Source organism: Sphingobacterium puteale, assembly GCF_050986225.1.
GTDB classification, from domain to species: Bacteria; Bacteroidota; Bacteroidia; order Sphingobacteriales; family Sphingobacteriaceae; genus Sphingobacterium; species Sphingobacterium puteale.
Genome location: NZ_CP158959.1, coordinates 1,470,274 through 1,492,798 on the forward strand (window position 1 = coordinate 1,470,274; position 22,525 = coordinate 1,492,798).

General features: G+C 45.2%; 13 protein-coding genes. 12 read left to right on the forward strand and 1 reads right to left on the reverse strand.

Going from position 1 to position 22,525, the window contains the following annotated elements; all coding sequences use genetic code 11:
• On the reverse strand, positions 1–570 hold the full coding sequence (locus ABTV71_RS06120; protein ID WP_433902509.1) for a DKNYY domain-containing protein: 570 nt from the start codon (positions 568–570) through the stop codon (positions 1–3).
• 220 nt (positions 571–790) lie between these two features.
• Here ABTV71_RS06120 and ABTV71_RS06125 point away from each other — a divergent pair, with 220 nt between their 5' ends.
• The 12 genes from ABTV71_RS06125 (at position 791) to ABTV71_RS06180 (ending at position 22,485) form a co-directional block, all read left to right on the forward strand.
• Complete coding sequence (locus ABTV71_RS06125) at positions 791–1,096, forward strand: hypothetical protein (RefSeq protein ID WP_147430426.1); 306 nt, start codon at positions 791–793, stop codon at positions 1,094–1,096.
• A 262-nt stretch (positions 1,097–1,358) separates the two neighbouring features.
• Positions 1,359–4,550, forward strand: a complete 3,192-nt coding sequence (locus ABTV71_RS06130; RefSeq protein ID WP_433902510.1) for a SusC/RagA family TonB-linked outer membrane protein — start codon at positions 1,359–1,361, stop codon at positions 4,548–4,550.
• A 13-nt stretch (positions 4,551–4,563) separates the two neighbouring features.
• Positions 4,564–6,462 (forward strand): RagB/SusD family nutrient uptake outer membrane protein, encoded by a 1,899-nt coding sequence (locus ABTV71_RS06135; RefSeq protein ID WP_433902511.1) that lies wholly within the window; start codon positions 4,564–4,566, stop codon positions 6,460–6,462.
• A gap of 21 nt (positions 6,463–6,483) precedes the next feature.
• Entirely contained in the window at positions 6,484–7,674 is a 1,191-nt protein-coding gene (locus ABTV71_RS06140; protein ID WP_433902512.1) for a DUF5000 domain-containing lipoprotein, read from the forward strand.
• A gap of 20 nt (positions 7,675–7,694) precedes the next feature.
• A complete protein-coding gene (locus ABTV71_RS06145) occupies positions 7,695–8,873 on the forward strand; it encodes a DUF4998 domain-containing protein (protein WP_433902513.1) in 1,179 nt (392 codons plus the stop codon).
• Between the two features lie 11 nt (positions 8,874–8,884).
• Positions 8,885–10,906 (forward strand): alpha-galactosidase, encoded by a 2,022-nt coding sequence (locus tag ABTV71_RS06150; protein ID WP_433902514.1) that lies wholly within the window; start codon positions 8,885–8,887, stop codon positions 10,904–10,906.
• 13 nt (positions 10,907–10,919) lie between these two features.
• Positions 10,920–11,960 carry a GntR family transcriptional regulator gene (locus tag ABTV71_RS06155; protein WP_433902515.1) on the forward strand — a complete coding sequence of 347 codons (1,041 nt, stop codon included), beginning with the start codon at positions 10,920–10,922 and terminating at the stop codon, positions 11,958–11,960.
• Between the two features lie 16 nt (positions 11,961–11,976).
• The gene (locus ABTV71_RS06160) at positions 11,977–13,572 is read left to right on the forward strand and encodes a solute:sodium symporter family transporter (protein ID WP_433902516.1); all 1,596 of its coding nucleotides are present in this window, start codon (positions 11,977–11,979) and stop codon (positions 13,570–13,572) included.
• Positions 13,573–13,587: 15 nt separating this feature from the next.
• The gene (locus tag ABTV71_RS06165) at positions 13,588–15,834 is read left to right on the forward strand and encodes a glycosyl hydrolase family 95 catalytic domain-containing protein (protein ID WP_433902517.1); all 2,247 of its coding nucleotides are present in this window, start codon (positions 13,588–13,590) and stop codon (positions 15,832–15,834) included.
• A gap of 12 nt (positions 15,835–15,846) precedes the next feature.
• Positions 15,847–18,045: an alpha-galactosidase gene (locus ABTV71_RS06170; protein WP_433902518.1), complete on the forward strand. Its 2,199-nt coding sequence runs from the start codon at positions 15,847–15,849 to the stop codon at positions 18,043–18,045.
• Between the two features lie 96 nt (positions 18,046–18,141).
• A complete protein-coding gene (locus tag ABTV71_RS06175; protein WP_433902519.1) occupies positions 18,142–20,127 on the forward strand; it encodes a sialate O-acetylesterase in 1,986 nt (661 codons plus the stop codon).
• A gap of 6 nt (positions 20,128–20,133) precedes the next feature.
• Positions 20,134–22,485, forward strand: a complete 2,352-nt coding sequence (locus ABTV71_RS06180) for a glycoside hydrolase family 95 protein (protein WP_433902520.1) — start codon at positions 20,134–20,136, stop codon at positions 22,483–22,485.
• The last annotated feature ends 40 nt before the right edge of the window (positions 22,486–22,525 follow it).

Here is a 22,525-nt window from a genome sequence, read left to right on the forward strand (position 1 = left end):
TCAATCTAATTTTTTTCCTCTATAATATTCATTCCAGCTATCCTTCGCATACCCTTTACCCAGATATTTAAATGTGAAGGCAGTCGCATCTTTTATCTCCTGGCCATAATAATAGACTTTCCAACTGTCCTTGCTGTATCCGTCGCCAAGAAGAACAAAACTTGGAGCGGATACATCTTTTATTTGATTGCCTCTATAATAGACGTTCCAACTGTCTTTGGCATATCCTTCATCCAGTATTTTAAAGCTGGGTGCAGAGACATCTTTAATCTTAATGCCACGATAATAGGCATTCCAGCTATCTTTCGCATACCCCCAACCAAGTGACTGGAAAGAATGTGGCGATACATCTTTGATCTTGACACCACGATAATAGGCATTCCAGTTGTCTCTTGCATAAGCATTACCAAGGTCTTTGAAAGATCGTGCATCAACATCTTCGACCATCCTATCCCTGTAGAAAATCCGGTTGCCTATGTTGACATAATCGTTTTCTCTGTCGTGCCGAAAGGTCGTCTGAGACGTGGATCTTTTATTGTCCCCAATGTGTTGAGCAATACTTTTCTCCATTATACATAGCAATGCAAAGGAAATAACAAACATATTTTTTAAGTGGATAAAGGCCATAATTTAATCTGTTTTATAATATAATATTTATATTGAGTCTTTACTTTATGACCAAGATAATTCACCGAAGGTTTAATCATTCTGTCACTTAATTTTTAATAATATTCATCCATTTCAAAGAAGTGATTTTGGAATGTCCATATTTTTTTGTATATTGCTGGTTATGAGTTTTAAAGAAAAATTAGAGAACTGGCGCACGTCAATCAATCGCGCCGGTAGTGGTGAGGAATTGTATATTTTGCTTTTGAACTACAAAAAGTTTATCAATAAAAATTGGATGGACGATTTTGGCGATCCGGGTAACTGGAAATCAGAGCTAAATCAGGTCATCAGCAAAGTAAGAAAGAAAGTGGATGTCGCAGACATTCGAAATTGTGAGGATCTGTCGTCCTATCAGGACGATGCCCGGCAGACTGCACATTCGCTCAATCATACTTTAAAATATCACCACTCATTGACAAAAGGGTAGGCTAGGCCTACCTTTTTTTGCTAAAAATCTTCTGAAAAAATAAAGCGGTATGTATATCACCCATGATAGTGCATACCGCTTTATTTTTTTTTAGAACGCTGCGCAGGTAACGCTGTTTGGTTGGATGGAGTTAGAAACCATTATTTAAAAAAATATTTGTGGATGTCGGAAAATGTTTTTACTATTGTACAGTAGTATAGAATAGTATAGTTTATATGTTCTATGCTACGTAATAATAACCAATCTATAAGAAGACCAATTTATGATCTACCACATGTATTACCGAATCTGTAAATGGCAGCGATGTAGTCTTGTCTTCCTTTTTCTTCTAATAACTGGCTTTGCAAGCGCACAGACCCAATCGTTTGAATTAAGAGGAGTTGTATTGGACAGCGTCGGACATTTACCCATTTCCAATGTTACAATTGCCTTTGTGGGAAAGAATGCAGTTGTATCAACGGATGCACAGGGACAGTTCCTGATCAAAGATGCGCACATCAACGATCAGCTTGTCCTGACTTCGGTCGGATTTGACCGCAAAACTGTTCAGGTCACGAGTACTAACCGTATGACCATTTACTTATCCTCATCAAGTTCGAGTCTGGATGAAGTGACTGTCGTGGCCTACGGCACACAGAAAAAAACGAGTATGGTGGCCTCTATTACCTCGATCAATCCCAAAGAAATTAAGGGGCCAACATCCAATCTGACTTCCATGTTGGCAGGTCGGGTGGCTGGATTAATTGCTTACCAGCGGAGTGGGGAACCTGGTAATGACAACGCTTCCTTCTTTATCCGTGGTGTCGGTTCCTTTGGGGCGGGAAAAAAAGACCCTTTGATTCTAATTGATGGAATGGAATCCAATACCACAGCGCTGGCCCGCTTACAGCCGGATGATATCGCTGGTTTTTCCGTATTGAAAGATGCAGCAGCCTCTTCCTTATATGGCGCTAGAGGTGCGAATGGGGTTGTTTTAGTCAACACCAAGAGCGGTATTGTCGGTAAGGCAAAATTCAATGCACGTTTTGAAAACTCCATCTCAACCAACACGCGTAATTTTAAATTTGCCGATAATATCACGTATATGAAAATGGCGAATGAGGCGGTATTGACCAGAGATCCTAAAGGAACTCTTCCTTACAGCCAAAACAAGATTGACCATACCGAACGGGGAGACGACCCGTTGCTCTATCCCAATAATAACTGGATCGACCAGCTTATAAAGGACTATACCAACAACCAGCGTTTTAACTTCAATGTCACCGGTGGCGGAAACCTGGCGCAATATTATGTCGCAGGTACCTTTAATAATGATAAGGGAATTCTTCGATCTGAAAATAGCAACAGCTTTGATAATAACATCAACCTGAAAAACTACTCTTTACGATCTAATATTACCTTAAATGTTACCCCAACGACTATTGGGATTATCCGTACATCGGCGCAATTTGACGACTATACAGGGCCAATAGGGGGCTATGATAAATGGGGAAATCTAATTAATGGCGGACAGCGCGTATTCCGCGAAGCAATATGGTCTAACCCGGTGATGTTCCCGGCAATTTATCCTTCGTCCTATTCTCCATTTGCGACACATCCGCTTTTCGGAAATAACTTTATTCCAACTACCAAAACGCTATATAACAATCCCTACGCCAATATGGTCAATGGTTTTCAGGAATATAATAGCTCCACAGTCAATGTGCAATTGGAGCTGAAACAGAATTTTGACTTCATCACAAAGGGGTTGTCCGCGCGTTTAATGGCGTATACACAACGCTATTCTTATTTTTCCGTCATGCGGAGCTTTAAACCATTTTATTACAATCTGGTCCGGATCCCGGGTACCAGCAATACGGTTTTAAGTCTGCTCAACGAAAATGAGGGTACGGAATACCTGGATTACAACCAGGGAAATAAAATCCTAAATACGACGACCTACGGTGAGTTTGCCGTCAATTACAACCGCACAATCACTGAAGACCATGATATTACTGGGATGTTGATCGGTATTATCCGTAATTATCAGACCGCTAACGGTGGTGACTTGCAGGCTTCTTTACCTGCTCGTAATCTCGGTGTGTCAGGCCGTGCGACTTATGCATACAAAAACCGCTACCTTTTTGAGTTCAACTTTGGCTACAACGGTTCCGAACGTTTCTCCAAAGATCATCGCTTTGGTTTCTTCCCATCTTTTGGTGTGGGGTGGAATCTGAATGAGGAAAAAATGTTTGAATTTATGAATCCCGTTGTTTCCCGCTTAAAATTGAGGGCAACCTATGGTCTGGTGGGTAACGATCAGATCGGGGAGGACCGGGATCGTTTCTTCTACCTATCGCAAGTGAATCCGAATAACGGTGGACGAGGTTTCTCTTGGGGAAATAACTGGGATTACACACGGCCTGGTTATTCCATATCGCGGTATGAAAATCGTGATATTACCTGGGAACGGGCAAAAACCTTTGATGCGGGATTTGACCTGAATCTAAAAAATGGCTTGGGTGTAGTGTTTGATTATTACAACTCTACCCGGAGCAATATCCTGATGGTACGTTCGAATATTCCTTCTACAACCGGTTTTCAGGCTGACATTCAGGCTAATATAGGTAAAGCGCAGAGCCGGGGATTTGACCTGGCCCTGGATTACAATAAGTCCTTTCAAAATACCTGGTGGACCCAGTTACGGGCGAATATGACCTATGCAACCAACAAATTACTGGTGAACGAGGAGCCCGACTATCCGGCAAATCTATCCTACCTCTCTCGATTGGGGCATCCGATCAAACAATCGTATGGTCTGATTGCCGAGCGCCTGTTTGTCGATGATATTGAAGCCGAAAACTCACCATTACAGAATTTTGGTGGCGCTTTTAAAACTATGGGTGGAGATATCAAATACAGGGATATCAATGGCGATGGTAAAATCACGGATTTAGACAAAGTGCCGATCGGTTATCCAACAGATCCACAAATTATTTATGGAATGGGCTTTTCTGTAGGATTCAAAGGCTTTGATGTCAGTGCATTCCTACAGGGCTCGGCTCGTTCCTCCTTTTTTATTGATCCGGGAAATATTACGCCTTTTGCAATCAACGGACCGTATCAGAATGGTTTGTTACAGGAAGTGGCCAATAGCTACTGGTCCGAAGATAACCAAGACGTAAGGGCTCTGTGGCCACGCTTAACGGATGGTTTTAACGCTAATAATAATCAGTTTTCAACCTGGTGGATGCGCAACGGTGCATTTCTGCGACTGAAATCTGTTGAATTGGGCTACAATCTACCGAATCAGTTTCTCAACAAATTTAAGATGTCAAATGTGCGGTTTTATGTCAACGCGCTCAATCTTGCTGTCTGGAGTAAATTTAAGATGTGGGATCCTGAAATGGGGGGCGAAGGATTAGGTTATCCTGTACAGGCTGTATATAACGTCGGTATTAACGTCGGATTTTAAAAGGCAATTTATCATGAAAAATCTAAGATTAATTAAATTACTGGTTGCATCGGGTCTATTGTTCTTTCAGTCCTGCAACTATTTGGATGTTGTGCCGGACAATGTGGCGACAATAGATAATGCATTTACCATGCGTAGCGAGGCGATAAAATACCTGGCCACCTGTTATTCATACCTACCACCAGATGGCGATCCGACCAGAAACCCAGCTTACCTCGCGGGGGATGAATTCTGGCTGGACTACCCAACCCTCAGTATTGATGGGACAAACTGGAATATCGCCCGCGGAAATCAGAACGTCACCAATCCCTACGTGAATTATTGGGATGGTTATATGTATAATGCCATTCGTGACTGTAATATTTTTCTGGAAAATATTCGTAATCCCGAAAAAGTACGCGATATGACGCAGGACGAACGTACTACCTGGGAAGGGGAGGTGATGTTCTTAAAAGCATACTATCACTTTATGTTGATGCGGCATTATGGCCCTATTCCTACCATGGATGTCAACTTATCTGTAAATACCTCCATTGAGGATGCAAAAGTTAAACGTCAGCCGATTGATGAGGTTGTCGATTATATAGTCAAGGTTCTTGACGAGGCAATTCCTAAATTACCTAATACGGTCCAGTCTCCGGTTACGGATTTGGGCCGTATTACCAAACCTATCGCCTTGGGGATCAAAGCAAAAGTATTATTATATGCCGCAAGTCCGCTGTTCAACGGTAATACGGATTATGCGACTTTTAAAAATATCGATGGGACGCTGTTTTTCAACCAAAGCTTCCAGCTGGAAAAATGGCAGAAGGCTGCCCGTGCGGCAAAGGAAGCAATTACGGCATGCGAGAATCTAGGTATGGGCTTATACCAATTTCCTGGTACTGTATTTCCACTTTCCGATACAACAATGATTCAAATGAGCATTCGTAATGCTGTCACTGAAAAATGGAATAAAGAAATCGTCTGGGCAAATCCGACTTCACGGGCTTGGCAGATGCAGTATTCATCTATGGCACATATAGATCCGAATAACGCAGGCAATAACAGTGTGCATGGTACCTTAGCGCCTTCCTTAAAAATTGTTGACCAATTTTACACGCGAAATGGTGTGCCGATGGATGAAGATAAAACTTTGGATTTCAGTAATAAAAACCAGCTTCGTGCGGGTATTTATGCCGAGCGGTTCAATAATATCCAGAATTATCAGACTGCCCGCGTGCATTTTGACCGTGAAAATAGATTTTACGCCAATGTTGGTTTTGACGGGGGGATCTGGTTTATGGAAAATAGTCCGAGCCGTAGTGACGAAAATACCTGGACCACACAGCTGCGCCTGGGGCTGTTTGGTAGTGGGCTCTCTATTCCGGTGACGACCTACTACCCCAAAAAATTGGTGAACTGGAAATTTGCTTTCAAAGATGGCAACAGCTCACATATTGAAGAATATCCTTGGCCGATGATGCGCCTGGCCGATTTGTACCTGATGTATGCCGAAGCCTTGAATGAAAGTGAGGGACCGAGCGCTGATGTCTTTTTATACCTAGATAAAATCCGTCAAAGGGCCGGATTGGAAGGTATCCAAGAATCATGGTCAAAGTATGCGTTAAATCCTGCTAAGCCGGCAAGCAAGGAAGGCTTGCGCAGTATCATCCAACGTGAACGGAATATTGAAATGAGTTTTGAGGGGTCACGCTTTTGGGATCTGAAACGTTGGAAATTAGCAGCACAGGAACTCAATAAAAACATTACCGGCTGGGATAGAAACCAGGATAAAGATCATCCGGAACTTTTCTATAAAGAACAGACTTTCTTCCAACAGCGTTTTGTGGCACCGAGGGATTATTTTTGGCCGATACGGGAAAACAACCTTTTGGTCAATCCCAACTTAGTGCAAAACCCAGGCTGGTAATTCCTTATTAAATAGAAAATTATGAAAAATCCAAACTACATAAACTATTGCTATTTCCTGATAGGCCTTTTTTATCTATTAGCCGGTTGTAAAGAGGAAAAGGGATGGACCTTGCTTGAAGATGACCAAACGAAACCAGGTGTTGTACAAAATACTTCTGTGACCAATGGCTACGGACAGGCAACAATACATTACAGTTTACCGTCCAGTAAAAATGTATTGTATGTCAAGGCTGAATATGTCATGGCCAATGGGCAGACACGGGTCGTAAAATCATCAACCTATAAAAATGAGATCTTAATCGACGGTTTCCCCGATACACAAAAACATACTGTCAAGCTTTATGCCGTCAATAAGGCTGAAATAGCTTCAGATGCTGTGGACGTTACAGTGGAACCTAAAACACCGATTTTTGATCTTGTATTCGGACAAATGAAAATTGCACCGACATTTGGTGGCGTCCGGATCAGTTCGGTCAATCGGGAAAAAGGCGATGTGGTGATTGTCCCAATGGTTGATTCCCTGAATAATGGGGAATATTTGCCTTTGGACAACTATTATAGCCAAGATTCCCTGATCTTGTATAATATCCGCGGATTGAAATCCCGTGAAATGAAATTTGCCTTTTATGTGCGTGACCGATGGTTAAATAAATCGGATACTTTATATACCTCGCTGACACCGCTGGAAGAAAATCTTTTTCCGAGACAGCAGTTTTCAGCGCTACACTTACCGGGGGATGCCCAATATATGTATGGGACGACTTCTGAAATGATGTGGGACGGCAATATGAATCCCTCACGCTGGCCAGCCTTATATACGGTTGAAAGTGCCGGTGCGCCGCAATCCCTGACCTTTTCGATTGGTAAGGAAGCAAAATTGAGCCGCGTCGTGATTTTCCCACGACGGGAAAATGGTTTTTATGATAAGGGTAACATGCGTGAATTTGAAGTTTGGGGAAGTAATAACCCAAATCTGGATGGCTCCTGGGAATCTTGGTCTAAACTGGCAACCTGTACCGTGCGAAAACCTTCGGGTACTCCCGCTGGAACAAATACTAACGCCGATGAAGTGTATGGCATTGCAGGCTGGTCTTTTGATATGCCCGAAGATGCTCCAAAATACAAATACCTGCGGATCCGCAATCTGCGCAACTGGCGTGGTAGTTACTTTATCCAGATTGCCCAAGTACAAGTATGGGGTGTTTATTAACTATTAAAAAGAAAATGAAGATGAGAACATATCTATGCATACTAGCCTTGTTCGGCGTTTGTTTATTCGTCGCGTGTTCCAAGATGGATGAATTTACCAAATTCACCGATGGAGAGGAAATCGTATATCCTGCGAAGCTAGATTCCATCAAAATACGTTCGGGAAAATATCGTGTACAAGTAGATGGTATCTTTCGGGTGAATGCCGGAGTTTCCGAGCTGCGTGTCTATTGGAACAGTAAACAGGATTCGATGAAGTTTCCAGTAAAATTGACGGATGCAATCGATACCGTACATTATATGATTGAAAATCTACCGGAAGGGCCCATGAATTTTGAAATCCGTACAGTCGATAGCCAAGGAAGATTTTCGGTTCCGACCTTTCTGGTCGGAAACGTGTATGGCGATCGTTATCGTGAAGGACTTTTCCAGCGGACAATATTGGACCAGAATTTTATGGCTGATCAACAATTTCAGCTTGCCTTACAGGATGTGACACCAAGTGTAGGATTTTATGCGGTGCGCATGACTTATAAGAATCAGAACAATACAACTACGGATACTGTCGTGCGGACGAAAGAGCTGAATGAGAAAATTAACCTGTTGGACTATCTGCCGAATCAGGAGATCGCTTACCAGACGGTATTTAGACCAGATAGTAATGCCGTTGACACTTTTATGGTACAGCGTAGCAAATTGCCTGTAAAAAAAGGCGATATCACTGTCTGGTGTCTGAAGAACTTTAAAAACCCGTTTACAGCGACAGCTTATGATGGCAACAGATGGGGTAATCTGGATTATTGGATGATCAATACCAGTATGAAAAACCATAACGGTTACGGTGGTTTTGGATCGGACGATGGCGGCGTCGTCAATATTGAAGCCGGATGGGGTGCTCCGGCTATCGTAAATGGTAAAATTGAACAAAAAGTAACCTTATTTCCCGGTAAATATCGTTTTTTTTGTAACTTATCCTGGACAAATTATGATCAACCGCCAGCAAAACTGGTTGTTAGCAAAGCAAACAGTGGAATTCCAGATCTTGAGCAACTTCAACAGGCAATGGCCCATGCTGATGTTAAATCAGATGGTGTTTATTTTGAAATCAAAGAAAAGGTTACGGTCAATATGGGGATGCTGGTCAATTTTCAACCTGACCATTACATGAAGATAAACGCTTTTCAAATCAATTTACAATAATATCAAGCAGAATGAAGACAGTTATTTTCGCGCTAAGTTTTATGCTATGTACCTTCATGTTATGCGCACAGCCTTTTCAGGTCAAGAAAAATGGCCTAACGTTGACCTATAACAAACAAGAGGGAACATATTCGCTAAGTAAAGATCAAGTCGCCTATATCCAACAAGCAAGTGCCTATCTGGCACTTGCTAATGGACAAAAAATTAGTACTGATAAACTGAAAGGAACCCGCAGCGTCACAGAAAAGCCTATTCAGGACAATTTGGGCAAAGGCATACAGTATACCATTTCGGTTAAAACTCAACAGGGCATTACATTGCTGCAGCATTTTTATTTCTACGACACTATAGATGGTGTCATCCTTGAACTGGAAGTTAGGGGTAAAAATATAGCCAGTAATGAACTTGTGCCGATCTGGTCAAATGCGTCGGTTGCCGGCCTGGGAAAATCCTTGTACCAGCTGGCTGTTCCTTTTGATAACGATACGTTTATTTCGTATGAAAACAATGCCCTTGCAAGGAATAGTAAGCGCAGTGCCGAAGTCGGTGTTGTATACGATAAGGATAGCGGAAAAGGTCTCTTGATTGGTTCATTGGATCAATCCGTCTGGAAATCGGGTATCGCGATCGAAGGAGATCAGGGGCAATATACCCACCTGGTAGCACAGGCCGGATTTACAGATGTACATATCACACGGGATTCCATGGCGCACGGGACGGTGAAGGGTGATGTCATTCGCTCCCCAAAATACCTCGTGTCTTACGACAAGGATTGGCGCATTGGGCTCGAAAACTATGCTAAAACCCACCGGAAGCTATCGCCGGCCTATGTGAAATCGTGGCAAGGTGCCACACCTGTCGGCTGGAACAGCTGGGGAGTGATACAGGAAAAACTTAATTTTCAGAATGCCACGGGCACGGCAGACTATTTCGCAAAAGATATTCCTTATTTCCGCAACGCAGATGGTGAGGCTTTTATAGATCTTGACTCTTTTTGGGATAATATGACGCCCGGTGGTATGTCAGGAGATTACACGCAGCTGAAGCAATTTGTTCGCTATTGTGATTCTTTGGGCCTCAAGCCCGGCGTCTATTGGGCTCCTTTTACAGACTGGGGGCATGGAAGTGGGCCCGACCGCAAGGCGGAGGGAAGCCAGTATACCTTTGGCCAGCTTTGGACCAAAACCCAAAAAGGCTATCACAATTTAGATGGTGGTCGGGCTCTTGATCCGACGCATCCCGGTACTTTGGCCCGTATGGATGTGATCCTGGGGAAATTGGTCGACTGTGGCTTCCGGATGATCAAGGTCGATTTCCTTTCTCACGCAGCAATCGAATCCACAGGTTTTTACGACAAGAAAATTCAGACCGGTATGCAAGCTTATGCTGTGGGTATGAAACATCTCGTTGACGTACTCCAAGATAAAATGTTGATCTACGCGGCAATTTCGCCGTCCCTGGCAACTGCCCAATTTGCACACATGCGCAGAATAGCCTGCGACGCCTGGAAAACCATCGACCAAACTCAATATACGCTAAACAGTGTTAGTTACGGCTGGTGGCAAACTTATCTTTATGATTTTATCGATGCCGACCACCTGGTCTTTCACGATGAAAGCCCTGAGGTCAATAAGGCAAGATTGCTTTCCGGTGTTGTAACGGGGACCATTATCCTCGGCGATGACCTGTCTAAAAAAGAAAACTGGCAGCCTAAGATGAATCAATATCTGCAGGATCCCGAAATTTTAAAGATCATAGCCGACGGTAAAAGCTTCCGCCCGGCAGGATTTGTAGAAGGAAAAGCCGCAAATACGTATTATTACAAAAAGATTGGAACAACGCTGTATGTGGCCGTATTTAATTACAATACAGCTCCGGCAGCAATAAACATAGATTTTAAACAGATAGGCCTAGTGCCAAATACAACCTATAAGGCGGTGGAACTGTTTGAAAAAACAGCGCAGAATTTTACTGCTGAAAATCCCATTGCCTTTGAGCATGCAGGAGCAAAATTGTTTAAGATTGCTCTTTAGTTAATAATATTATATGAAGATAAGCAAAGAAGAACAGTTTAAGGCGTTGATCGATCGGATCAAACGATTGGAAGCTTTAAATGGGCTTTCGAAACATGAATGTATTGTGCAGGGCGTGTTGGATGCCATTGATGCGAATGAACTGGAGGTGCACGCGAGTTTACCTTCTGTCAATAACTTGATCCAATACCTGGGCTATGCACGCGAAACCTTCGCTAAGGCGTACCGTGATCTGATTGCCCACGGAGTCGTGGAATCGAAAAACAGAAAGGGATATTTTGTGGTGAGCAACAATACGCAGATGAAACAAAAAGTTGCGGTCCTGCTGTATGCATACGATACCTTTCAGGACACCTTGGTGAATGAACTGCGGACCAACCTGCCGGAGGAAGTAACGGTGGATCTCTTTTTCCATCACAACAATATGGAAACTTTTGAAGATATTTTTAATCGTATCCAGGGACGATATACGGTATATATTGTTGCTCCGATTGAAAATAAAGATTCCGAAATGCTGCTGCGTTCCATTCCGGCATCCAAATTATTGATTATTGACCGTTTGATGGATCTTGGCGATGATTATTCCTATGTGTCCCAGGAATTTGAGGCAGCCACTTATGCCGTTTTTCAGGAACTTTATCCAAAGATCAAAAAGTATAAAGAAGTGATCTTCTATTTTAGGGAAAATACAGCCGAACCCAATGAAATCAAAAATGCTTTCTTACGCTTTCTGAAAGACTATAAAGTAAAAGGACGTATCGAAAAGCAATACCATGTGGGGGATCTAAAAAAGGGAAAACTGTATTTTACCATTCATAATCCGGAGCTCTATCAGATGCTGAAAGAGGTGCTACAAAAAGGCTGGACCCTCGGGCAGGATCTGGGAATTCTCTCGCACAACGATGATGTCATCAAAGAGATTATCAGCGGCGGTATTACCACCTTTTCGACAAGTTTTGCACGGATCGGATCGGAAGCAGCCAAGTTTGTGCTCGAAAGAACGTTGATCAAGGAAGTGGTGCCAACGACATTGGCAGACCGCAACTCTGTCTAAATAGGGAAGTTTTACGATGATAGTTTTTAGTTTTTGTCTTTTTACTGGTTTGGTTGCTTTGGGGTCTTTATGGAAGTTTAAAACCAATTATTCCAATACCTTAAATGGTTTTTTCCTTGCAGGAAAGAGCAATAGTTTTTGGATGGTGGGCTCGGCTTTGCTGTTGACTAACCTGAGCGCCAACCAGTTTATCGGTGAAAATGAATCGGTCTATATCAACAACCTGTCGGTCATCGGCTGGGGGGTGAGTTCGGTAGTCGCGATGCTCCTGGTTTCGGAATTTCTACTGCCTATTTATTTTAAGCATGGTTTTCGGACGGTTCCGGATTTCTTGGCACTACGATTTGACACCAAAACAAAGATGTTGGTATCTATCCTGATTCTGATCGGATACATCGTTAACTTATTGCCACCGGTATTGTACGGTGGTGCGCTAAGCCTGGCCACAATGTTTGATGTGCCCGGACTGCTGCACATCAGTTATTGGCAGAGTATCTGGATGTTGGTCTGGGCCCTCGGGATCATCGGGAGCTTATACAGCATATTAGGTGGATTGAAGCTGATTTCCCTGTCTGACCTGGGCTTAGGGTTCTGTCTGTTTCTGCTCGCCCTGCTGATTCCGGTTTTTGCCTTTTGGTATTTGGGGAATGGCGACATCTGGACGGGGGTACTCCAGTTATTTCACGACAAGAAAGAACATCTCAATGCCGTCGGTGGAAAGCATGATGCGGTTCCATTTTCGACCTTATTTACCGGAATGCTGCTGATCAATTTCTATTACTGGGGGATGGAACCCTATATTGCACAACAGGCATTAAGCGCCAAAAATCTAAAGGAAGCACAGAAAGGAATGACTTTGGCTGCGGGGGGCAAACTCCTGATGCCGCTGTTGATCAATTTGCCCGGTCTTCTGGCCGTACACTTACTGCCGCATGTGCAGCCTACAGCTTCTGTTTTTCCGAAACTCATTGTCCTGATCTTTCCGGATGTATTGATTGGTTTTTCCTTGGCACTGGTCTTTGGTGCGGCAATGACTACCTATACTGCTGGCCTTCAGAGCTGTGGCAGCTTATTTGTTTTTAATATTTATAAACCTTACCTGGAACGTAGAAAGAGGACGCTCAGTGAAAGGGAGCTGGTCAAAAAAGGAAAACTGTTCGAATTGATCATCTCTATCTCGGCCATGTTTATTGCACCTTTTATCCTCTTTGCCCATGACGGATTTTATACGTACCTCCAAACCGTATCGGGGCTGTTCAATATGCCCATTTTCACCATTATGATCTTGGGGATTCTATCGCGCCGTGTGACGCCAAGGATGGCGCAAATTGGCCTGTTCCTGTACATGGTCAGCTACTTCGTTCTGGTGTTTGTCTGGAAGACAGAGCTACATTATCTGCACTTGTTCGCGCTGTTGTTTGTCGCTGTGGCGCTGGTCATCTGGGGGGGGAGTAAATTGAGCCGGCCAGATTATCTCTCGGAGTATCAGTTTGAGTTTTCGGGCCAGGACAAGGGCACCTATTGGAAGGGAAGGTATCGGATTGGTGCCTTTCTCATCCTATTGATGATTGTCATCTATTTTGTTTTTTCACCATTGGGCATCGCTCAATAAATTGTATAAGTCGCTATGTTAATACACAGAAAAATTAAATGCCTCATCTTTATATGCGTGACACTCTGTTCGGCCACATCGTATGCACAACGCTATTACCTCTGGGATAATAAGCCCGCAACGGATTGGATGACCGAAGCATACCCCATCGGAAATGGACGAATTGGCGCGATGATCTTCGCGGGCGTAAATCATGAACATATTCAATTTAATGAAAATAGCCTCTGGACAGGTGATGAACATGAAACAGGTGCCTATCAGGCTTTTGGTGATCTTTTTGTTCGCTTTGACTCCGACGTTAATAAATCCTTTACCGCCTATAGCCGGAAATTAAATTTGGATAAGGGCCTGCATGAAATAGCCTATCAGCAGGATGGACAGCAAATCAACCGCCGATATTTTGCGAGTCAGCCCGATCAGGTTATGGTATTTGACTATGCAAACAGTAAAAAAGGGAAACTCAATGCCCAGATTGCACTTCAGGATGCACATGGGCAGGCGGTGCAGGTAGAAGATGGTCGTCTGTGGTTTCAGGGAACGCTCGACAATGGCATGCGGTATGCCGCACAGGTACGCGTGCAGGTCGTCGGCGGGTCTCTTTCCAAAACGACAGATGAAAAAGGACAGGCTGTCCTTACCGTAAAATCTGCCGATCGAATTGTTCTGCTGCTGAGTGCCGCAACAGACTACGCCAATACACGGGCGACCAACTGGAAGTCGGCCGAAGAACCGATGAAGGTCAATGAACGTTATCTGCAGCAAGCGGAAAAATATGGCGTAAATAAGCTGCTGGAACGGCACGTTGCAGATTATACAGCGCTGTTCAATCGGGTGGCGCTTGATCTCGACCATAGCCAGCTGGACGCCAAGCAAACAACAAAAGCGCTGTTGGAGGCGTATAAAAAACAGCCGATCCCGGCTCTGGAAGCATTGGTATACCAATATGGACGTTATCTGCTGATCAGTTCCTCGCGGAAGGGCGGTTTGCCTGCAAACCTGCAGGGACTCTGGAACAACAGTAACAATCCACCATGGCGCTCAGATTACCATTCCAATATCAATGTACAGATGAACTATTGGCCTGCAGAAGTCGCTAATCTACCTGAATCGGCCTGGCCTTACCTCGATTATATCAATAGCATGCGTGAGGTGAAAAAAATAAATACGCAGAAGGAATTTCCGGGCGTAAGGGGCTGGACCGTAAAGACCGAAAATAATATCTTCGGTGGGGAAAGCTTCCTTTGGAACACCCCCGGAAGTGCCTGGTATGCTCAGGCACTGTGGGAGCATTATGCCTTTAACAGGGACAAGAAATACCTACGCGAATTTGCATACCCGATTTTAAAAGAAATAAGCGAGTTTTGGGATGATCGTCTGGTTCGAAGAGCAGACGGAACTGTGGTGGCGCCAAAGGGCTGGTCGCCGGAACATGGCCCCACAGAGGATGCCGTGAGCTACGACCACCAGATTATTTACGATCTCTTTAGCAACTACATCCAGGCGAGTGCAATTTTAAATATAGACGCCGATTACCGTAATCGTATCACGGCACTTCGCGCTGCGCTGCTCAAACCCAAAATCGGTAAATGGGGACAGTTGCAGGAGTGGGAAACGGATCGTGATGATCCGCAGGACAAGCACCGCCATGTCTCGCATCTGTTTGGTCTGTATCCAGGTAACCAATTCTCTGTTTTAAAAACACCGGAACTGGCCAAAGCTGCACGAGTTACCCTCACCGCGCGTGGCGACGAATCCACCGGTTGGTCCATGGCCTGGAAGGTGGCTTTTTGGGCCCGCTTGCAGGATGGGAATCACGCCTATAAAATCCTGACTAATTTCATTAACCTCGTTGGCGGCGATGGTATTGATTACAACAATGGCGGTGGCGTTTACGCCAACTTGCTCTGTGCGCATCCACCTTTTCAGATAGATGGCAACCTGGGTTATGTGGCTGCGGTGAGTGAAATGTTGCTGCAGTCGCAAACGGATGTGCTGGAATTACTTCCTGCTCTGCCTGATCGCTGGTCGGCCGGAACAGTGAAAGGACTCAAAGCCCGGGGCAATGTACACATCGACAAGATGGAATGGAACAACAGCAGCATTAGGCAGCTTATTCTTTCATCGCCGCAAGATCAAACGATTCAGGTATTGAGCCCTTCGCCATTGACAGGTTTAAGCCCAGAGCAGGAAATCAATGGTAAATACCTTTATAAGATTCAATTGAAAGCAAACAAAATAGTCAAGTTCGTTAACAAATCCTAAATCTATTTATATATGCCAACCCATCACTTTAAACATGTTGTACTCGGGCTTTTGATGACCCAAGGGCTTGTCCATCTGGAGATCCAGGCGCAGTCCAAACAGATTCCTATTGAAACCAGATCGAATGCCCTGGTGTTGGAGTACGATTCCACGAAAACACTTAAAATGCGCTATTACGGTGAAAAATTGAATGATGCTAAAGAGTACTCGACCATTGCAAGCGGTTATAGGCAATTGACAGATTATAGTGGCCTCTCCGACGCGGCGTATACTCCCTCAGGTTCAAAAAACCTATTGGAACCGGCCATCAGTGTTGTTCATTCCGATGGCAACCGCTCCCTGGACCTGCGTTATGAAAAGCATGAGGTGAAAAACCTGGATGCTAATGTCAAACAGCTTGATATCACCTTAAAAGACCCGGTATACGATATTTATGTCGTTTTACACTATAAATCGTTTTTGAATGAGGACGTCATTGAGCAGTGGGCAACCATCCAAAATAAGGAAAAGAAAGTCGTCACGCTGGAAAAATTTGCTTCGGCCAATCTGACCCTGCGCTCCAATGCGTATTGGCTACGGCAGTACCATGGCGACTGGGCAAAAGAAATGCAAGTAGAGGAGGCGCCCTTGACTCATGGCATTAAAGTGCTGGACAGTAAACTCGGAACACGCGCGAATTTATTCCAGCCACCTTCCTTTATGGTGTCTCTGGGCAAGGCGGCATCCGAAGATGAAGGAACAGTACTGATGGCAAGCCTTGGGTATAGTGGAAATTTTAAGGTGGATTTTGAAGTGGACTACCTCAATAACCTGCGTATCATTGCCGGAATAAATAACTATGCTTCCAATGTAAAATTAGCCAGCAACCAGGACTTTACAACACCCAAATTGATCTATACTTTATCGACGAAAGGAAAAGGCACCGCCTCCCGAAATCTGCACAATTGGGCCCGTAAATATCAGCTGCTGGATGGAAATGGCGAACGCCTGACTTTACTCAACAATTGGGAGGCGACCTACTTTGATTTTAATGAACAAAAATTAAAAGGTTTGCTCCAGGATACCAAAAAACTAGGGGTAGATCTGTTTTTATTGGATGATGGCTGGTTTGGAAATAAATATCCGCGTAACAGCGATCACTCCAGTCTGGGAGATTGGCAACCGAACCGGACAAAATTGCCCAATGGTATCGCTACACTCGTGGAAGAAGCGACCAAACAGGGCGTTAAATTCGGTATCTGGGTAGAACCCGAAATGGTTAGCCCCAAATCCGAACTCTACGAACAACATCCGGATTGGGTCGTCAAACAGCCACAGCGGGAAGAACATTACTTCCGCAATCAGTTGGTCCTGGATCTGACAAATCCCAAGGTGCAGGATTTTGTATTCCAGATCCTCGACGACCTGTTTACCAAAAATCCGGCATTAGCCTATATCAAGTGGGACTGTAATGCGGTCATTTACAATGCGCATTCGGCATTTCTAAAAGACCAGGGGGCTTTCTATGTTTCGTATGTGGAAGGTCTTTATAAAGTCCTGGAGCGCATTCGTTCGAAGTATCCGAAAGTGCCGATGATGTTATGTTCGGGCGGTGGTGGTCGCGTGGACTATGCGGCACTTCGGTACTTTACCGAATTTTGGCCTTCGGACAATACAGACCCTCTGGAACGTATTTTTATGCAGTACGAGTATTCGTACTTTTTCCCGGCAATCAGCACCTCCAACCATGTGACAGACTGGGGAAAACAGTCCCTCAAATTCCGTACGGATGTAGCGATGATGGGTAAACTGGGTTTTGATATCGTGGTGAGCCACCTGAAAGAACAGGATCTCTTATTCTGCCAGCAGGCGGTAAAGAATTACGACGCGCTTAAAGGAACAATATTGCACGGGGAGCAGTATCGTCTGGCCGATCCACGTGAAGGTGACTTCGCCGCCCTCAGCTACGTGAATAACCAAAAAACCGAGGCTGTCATCTTCAACTACTTGGTCAATAACCGCTATGGTATCGGAACAACCGATCCTGTCCGTTTAAAAGGACTGGATGCCCAAAAGCAATACCGGGTGGAGGAAATCAACCTGTATCCGGGAACCAAGTCGAGCTTAGGCCAGGGGCAAACCTATTCGGGCGACTACCTGATGAAAGTTGGCGTAAATCCAGACTTGAATAGCAACCGTCCCAGTGTTTTATTAAAAATATCGGCACGCTAAAAAATATCGGTGGCACATCCGAAGCTCCGACGCTAACAGCCCGGACTTCGGATGCGCCAAATGTATAAACTCAATTGAGCAACAAACTCAAAAATCATGATAAAACCTAAACAGTATAAACGGACTTTGTTGGCGCTGCTACTCAGCGTTGCAAGTGGATTTTCTGCCCTACAGGCCAAAGTACAGCTGCCGGCTTTTATTGGCGACAATATGGTGCTGCAGCAAAAAGAAAAGGTCAAGATCTGGGGATCCAGTACCGCAGTAGGTAAAGAACTTCGCGTAAACACCAGCTGGAACAACAAGAACTACCAGGTTGAGGTCGATCAGCAGGGAGGCTGGCAAGTCTATCTGGAGACCCCGAAATACGGTGGACCCTACCAGATTACCATCAACGATGGTGATCAATTGATCCTCAAAAATATCCTGATCGGCGAAGTCTGGTTTTGTTCAGGACAGTCAAATATGGAAATGCCCCTGGCGGGCTGGGGTAAGATCAATAACTTTGAGCAGGAAATCAAAGCAGCCAACTTTCCCAATATTCGTATTTTGCAGATTCCAAAAGCAACGGCCAATCAACCTACCACAGCAGTGAAGGTGGAGTCTGGTGGATGGAATCCGGTGACGCCACAAAGTATTCCGGAGTTTTCGGCGACGGCCTATTTTTTTGCACGTGAGATCTACGAGAAAACAGGCATTCCCATTGGCCTGATCCATTCCTCCTGGGGTGGAACAATCATTGAAGCCTGGATGAGCCGGGAGGCACTTACACCTTTTTCAACCTATACGGCGGCCATTGATAAAATCCAGCGCCCGGATGCGCAGGAAATCTATGCGAAAGACCTGGCCGAATGGAATCGCGTCGCCGAACAGCAGGATCAGGTGAAGACAGCAACGCGGGGCGAGTGGTTTGCACCACAATTGGATAAAAGCAGCTGGTCTACGATTACAATTCCGAGCTTTTTTGACAAGAACCTGTTTCCGGGAATGGATGGTGTCGTTTATTTTGGCAAAGACGTTGCACTACCGGCACATTGGCAGGGTAAACCGATCAAGTTGGTTTTGGGAGCGATTGATGACAACGACATCACTTATGTTAATGGTACAAAAGTGGGTGAAACTGTCGGTTACGACCAGATTCGGAAGTATACTGTTCCTGCAACGGCCAACAACGGCAGCCGATTGCATATCGCCGTTCGCGTATTTGACGGAGCCGGCGATGGCGGAATATATGGCGGAACAGAACAACCGCGACTGGAAGGACCAAATGGTGAACAGCTATCTCTGGTTGGAGACTGGAAATGCAAAGTAGGTTATGATCTGGCGAAGCTGCCGGTAAAACCGAATGCGATGGAGGGTCCCAACAGACCTACTGTGCTCTACAATGCCATGGTTAAGCCTTTTGTGGATTTTAAAATAAAAGGCGCCATTTGGTACCAGGGTGAAAGTAACGCGGATTCAAAAGACGCTCCTTATCAGCAACTGCTGCCCGCACTGATTCAGGACTGGCGCCAGCAGTGGAACAATGAAAAGATGCCTTTTTATTTTGTTCAACTGGCCAACTTTAAGGCGAAAAGTGTAACACCGCAGCCTTCTTCCTGGGCGAGATTACGGGAAGCGCAGCGCCAAACACTCAAATTGCCTTATACAGGTATGGCAGTCATTGCTGATATCGGCGATGCACTGGATATTCATCCGAAAAATAAGCAGGATGTCGGTAGAAGGCTTGGCTGGATCGCAACAGCGCAGCTCTATGGCAAGAAGATCCCTTATTCGGGTCCTGTCCTTCAGCATTGGACGACAAAAGCTGCGGAAATGGAACTTAGCTTTAACCCCATGGGCAAAAAGCTTGTATTGAAAGGAGCGGATAAAGGCAACGGTAGTTTCACAATTGCTGGAGCCGATCAGGTCTTTTATCCCGCAGAAGTCAAACAGGTCGGCAATAAGCTGATCGTATCCGCCAAAGAAGTACCGTCACCCGTTGCAGTGCGCTACGGCTGGGCCGATAACCCGGATCTGACGTTATACAACGAAGCCGGGATACCCGGTTCTCCCTTCCGAACCGATGACTGGACAAAAAACTAAAACCACATGAATAGATCATCAAAAATAAATCTTCGGAAAGGTCAGTTACTTTGCACGCTTGTGGTTTTCTTTTTTTCGGGAAACTTATTTGGGCAAGTGCTGGGGGGCAAACTTTGGTATCGGCAGCCGGCAAAACAATGGGAGGAGACCCTACCCCTGGGCAATGGAAAAATTGGCATGATGCCCGATGGTGGATTGAAGAATGACCATATTGTGCTCAATGATATCACCCTATGGTCGGGAAGCCCTCAGGATGCCAATAATTATGAGGCCAGCAGGTATTTGGATAGTATTCGAAATCTGATAAAAAGCGGGAAAAACGACCTTGCCCAGCGTCTGATAGACCAGCATTTTATCTGCAAAGGCCCGGGATCGGGCGGCAAGCAATGGGGCTGTTATCAAGTGCTCGGCAATCTGATGCTTGCCTTTGACGGACAAACGGATCTCTCCGCAGTGCAGAACTATCGCCGGGAGCTGGACCTCGATAAGGCGATAGCGAAAACAAGCTATGAGCTCAAAGGCGTCAGGTATAGCCGCGAATATTGGACTAGCTTTGCTGATGACCTGGGCGTTATTCGTTTACAGAGCAGCAAAAAAGGGCAGATTAGCCTGGAAATCAAGATTGACCGTCCCGAAAGGGCAACTGCCAGGATCGAGGATGGCGAGCTTGTTTTAGCCGGACAATTGGACAACGGTGTGGACGGTAAAGGAATGCAGTTTAAAACACGTGTCCGCGCGCAGATAAAAGGCGGGAAACAGCTGGTAAAAGGACAATCTATTGTTATTCAACAGGCTGACGAAGTGCTGATTTACGTGGCAACAGATACTGATTTTAAAGGTAAGGATTTTGAGCGTACGACAGCTGAAACGCTAACAAAGGCGTTGAAAAAATCCTATAGCCAGCAGTATGCCGAACATCTGCGAAACTATTTGGCAAAGTTCAACCGTTTGTCGCTCCGATTGGGGCAGTCGAAAGATGACTTACCGACCGATGAGCGTTTGGTGGCCTTTGGTAAAGAACCGGATCAGGATCCAGGGCTGGCAGCGCTATTCTATCAGTACGGTCGTTACCTGAGTATCAGCAGTACGCGCTTAGGCTTGCTACCACCAAACTTACAGGGCTTATGGGCAAATCAGATTCAGACGCCCTGGAATGGGGACTACCACCTGGATATCAATGTGCAGATGAACCATTGGCACCTCGGGGCGGCCAATCTGGGCGAGCTCAATGAACCCTTGGTGGGGCTTGTGGAAGGCCTTATGGCCCCGGGGGCAAAAACCGCGAAAGCGTATTATAATGCACCGGGCTGGGTAGCCCATGTGATCACCAATGTATGGGGCTATACCGAACCTGGAGAATCTGCTTCCTGGGGAATTGCCAATGCGGGCTCGGGCTGGCTCTGCAATAACCTTTGGGAACATTACCTCTATACCGAAGATATAGACTATCTACGGCGGATATACCCGATTCTCTACGGAGCAGCACAGTTTTATTCCAGTGCCCTGACCGAACACCCAACCAAGGGCTGGCTATTGACTTCGCCCTCTGTATCTCCCGAAAATTCCTTCAAGCTCCCCAATGGGCAGCAGGCAAATGTTACCATGGGACCAACGATAGATAATCAGATCGTACGTGAATTATTTGGAAATATCATTCATGCGGCGGGATTATTGGGCAAACAATCGGACCCTTTTTTAACTCAGGTTGCGGCGCAGCTTAAACGCTTAGCTCCGGCGGTACAGATCGCCAAAGATGGCCGCATCATGGAATGGATCGAAGATTATGAAGAGGCGGATCCGCAGCATCGGCATATCTCGCATCTGTACGGTTTGTATCCAGGCTATCTGATCCGTTATGATGAACATCCGGACTGGCAGCTTGCCGCTAAAAAAAGCCTAGACGTGCGGGGAGATGATGGACCGAGTTGGGCCATTGCCCATAAACTACTCTTCTGGACCAGATTACATGAAGGCGAGCGGGCTTATAAATTATTTCGGCAACTCATGACCCCACGTGTCGATACACATATCAATTATGGCGCCGGTGGTGGTATTTACGCCAATTTGTTAACAGCAGGCCCCCCATTTCAGATCGATGGTAATTTTGGTGGAGCAGCTGGTATTGCCGAGATGCTGGTGCAGTCCCATCAGGATACGGTGTATCTTCTACCGGCGGTGCCTCAGGCCTGGAAAAAAGAAGGCCGGGTGAGGGGCATGCGCATCAAGGGAAATCACACATTAGATATGGAATGGAGAGATGGTAAGATACTGAACTATCAGATTTATTCAGCCAAATCACAACAACTTAACGTATGTATAGATCATAACTGGATCGCCTATCGTACAAAAGAAAAATAACAAAACATAGCGTCCTCAACCGAATTGGATCATGCAATTT

Bases quoted from the DNA above. Each gene is read 5' to 3' on its own strand.
- ABTV71_RS06125 (WP_147430426.1), top strand. From the start codon at position 791: ATGAGTTTTAAAGAAAAATTAGAGAACTGGCGCACGTCAATCAATCGC.
- ABTV71_RS06165 (WP_433902517.1), top strand. From the start codon at position 13,588: ATGTTAATACACAGAAAAATTAAATGCCTCATCTTTATATGCGTGACA.
- ABTV71_RS06130 (WP_433902510.1), top strand. From the start codon at position 1,359: ATGATCTACCACATGTATTACCGAATCTGTAAATGGCAGCGATGTAGT.
- ABTV71_RS06170 (WP_433902518.1), top strand. From the start codon at position 15,847: ATGCCAACCCATCACTTTAAACATGTTGTACTCGGGCTTTTGATGACC.
- ABTV71_RS06180 (WP_433902520.1), top strand. From the start codon at position 20,134: ATGAATAGATCATCAAAAATAAATCTTCGGAAAGGTCAGTTACTTTGC.
- ABTV71_RS06160 (WP_433902516.1), top strand. From the start codon at position 11,977: ATGATAGTTTTTAGTTTTTGTCTTTTTACTGGTTTGGTTGCTTTGGGG.
- ABTV71_RS06140 (WP_433902512.1), top strand. From the start codon at position 6,484: ATGAAAAATCCAAACTACATAAACTATTGCTATTTCCTGATAGGCCTT.
- ABTV71_RS06145 (WP_433902513.1), top strand. From the start codon at position 7,695: ATGAGAACATATCTATGCATACTAGCCTTGTTCGGCGTTTGTTTATTC.
- ABTV71_RS06175 (WP_433902519.1), top strand. From the start codon at position 18,142: ATGATAAAACCTAAACAGTATAAACGGACTTTGTTGGCGCTGCTACTC.
- ABTV71_RS06150 (WP_433902514.1), top strand. From the start codon at position 8,885: ATGAAGACAGTTATTTTCGCGCTAAGTTTTATGCTATGTACCTTCATG.
- ABTV71_RS06135 (WP_433902511.1), top strand. From the start codon at position 4,564: ATGAAAAATCTAAGATTAATTAAATTACTGGTTGCATCGGGTCTATTG.
- ABTV71_RS06120 (WP_433902509.1), bottom strand. From the start codon at position 570: ATGGAGAAAAGTATTGCTCAACACATTGGGGACAATAAAAGATCCACG.
- ABTV71_RS06155 (WP_433902515.1), top strand. From the start codon at position 10,920: ATGAAGATAAGCAAAGAAGAACAGTTTAAGGCGTTGATCGATCGGATC.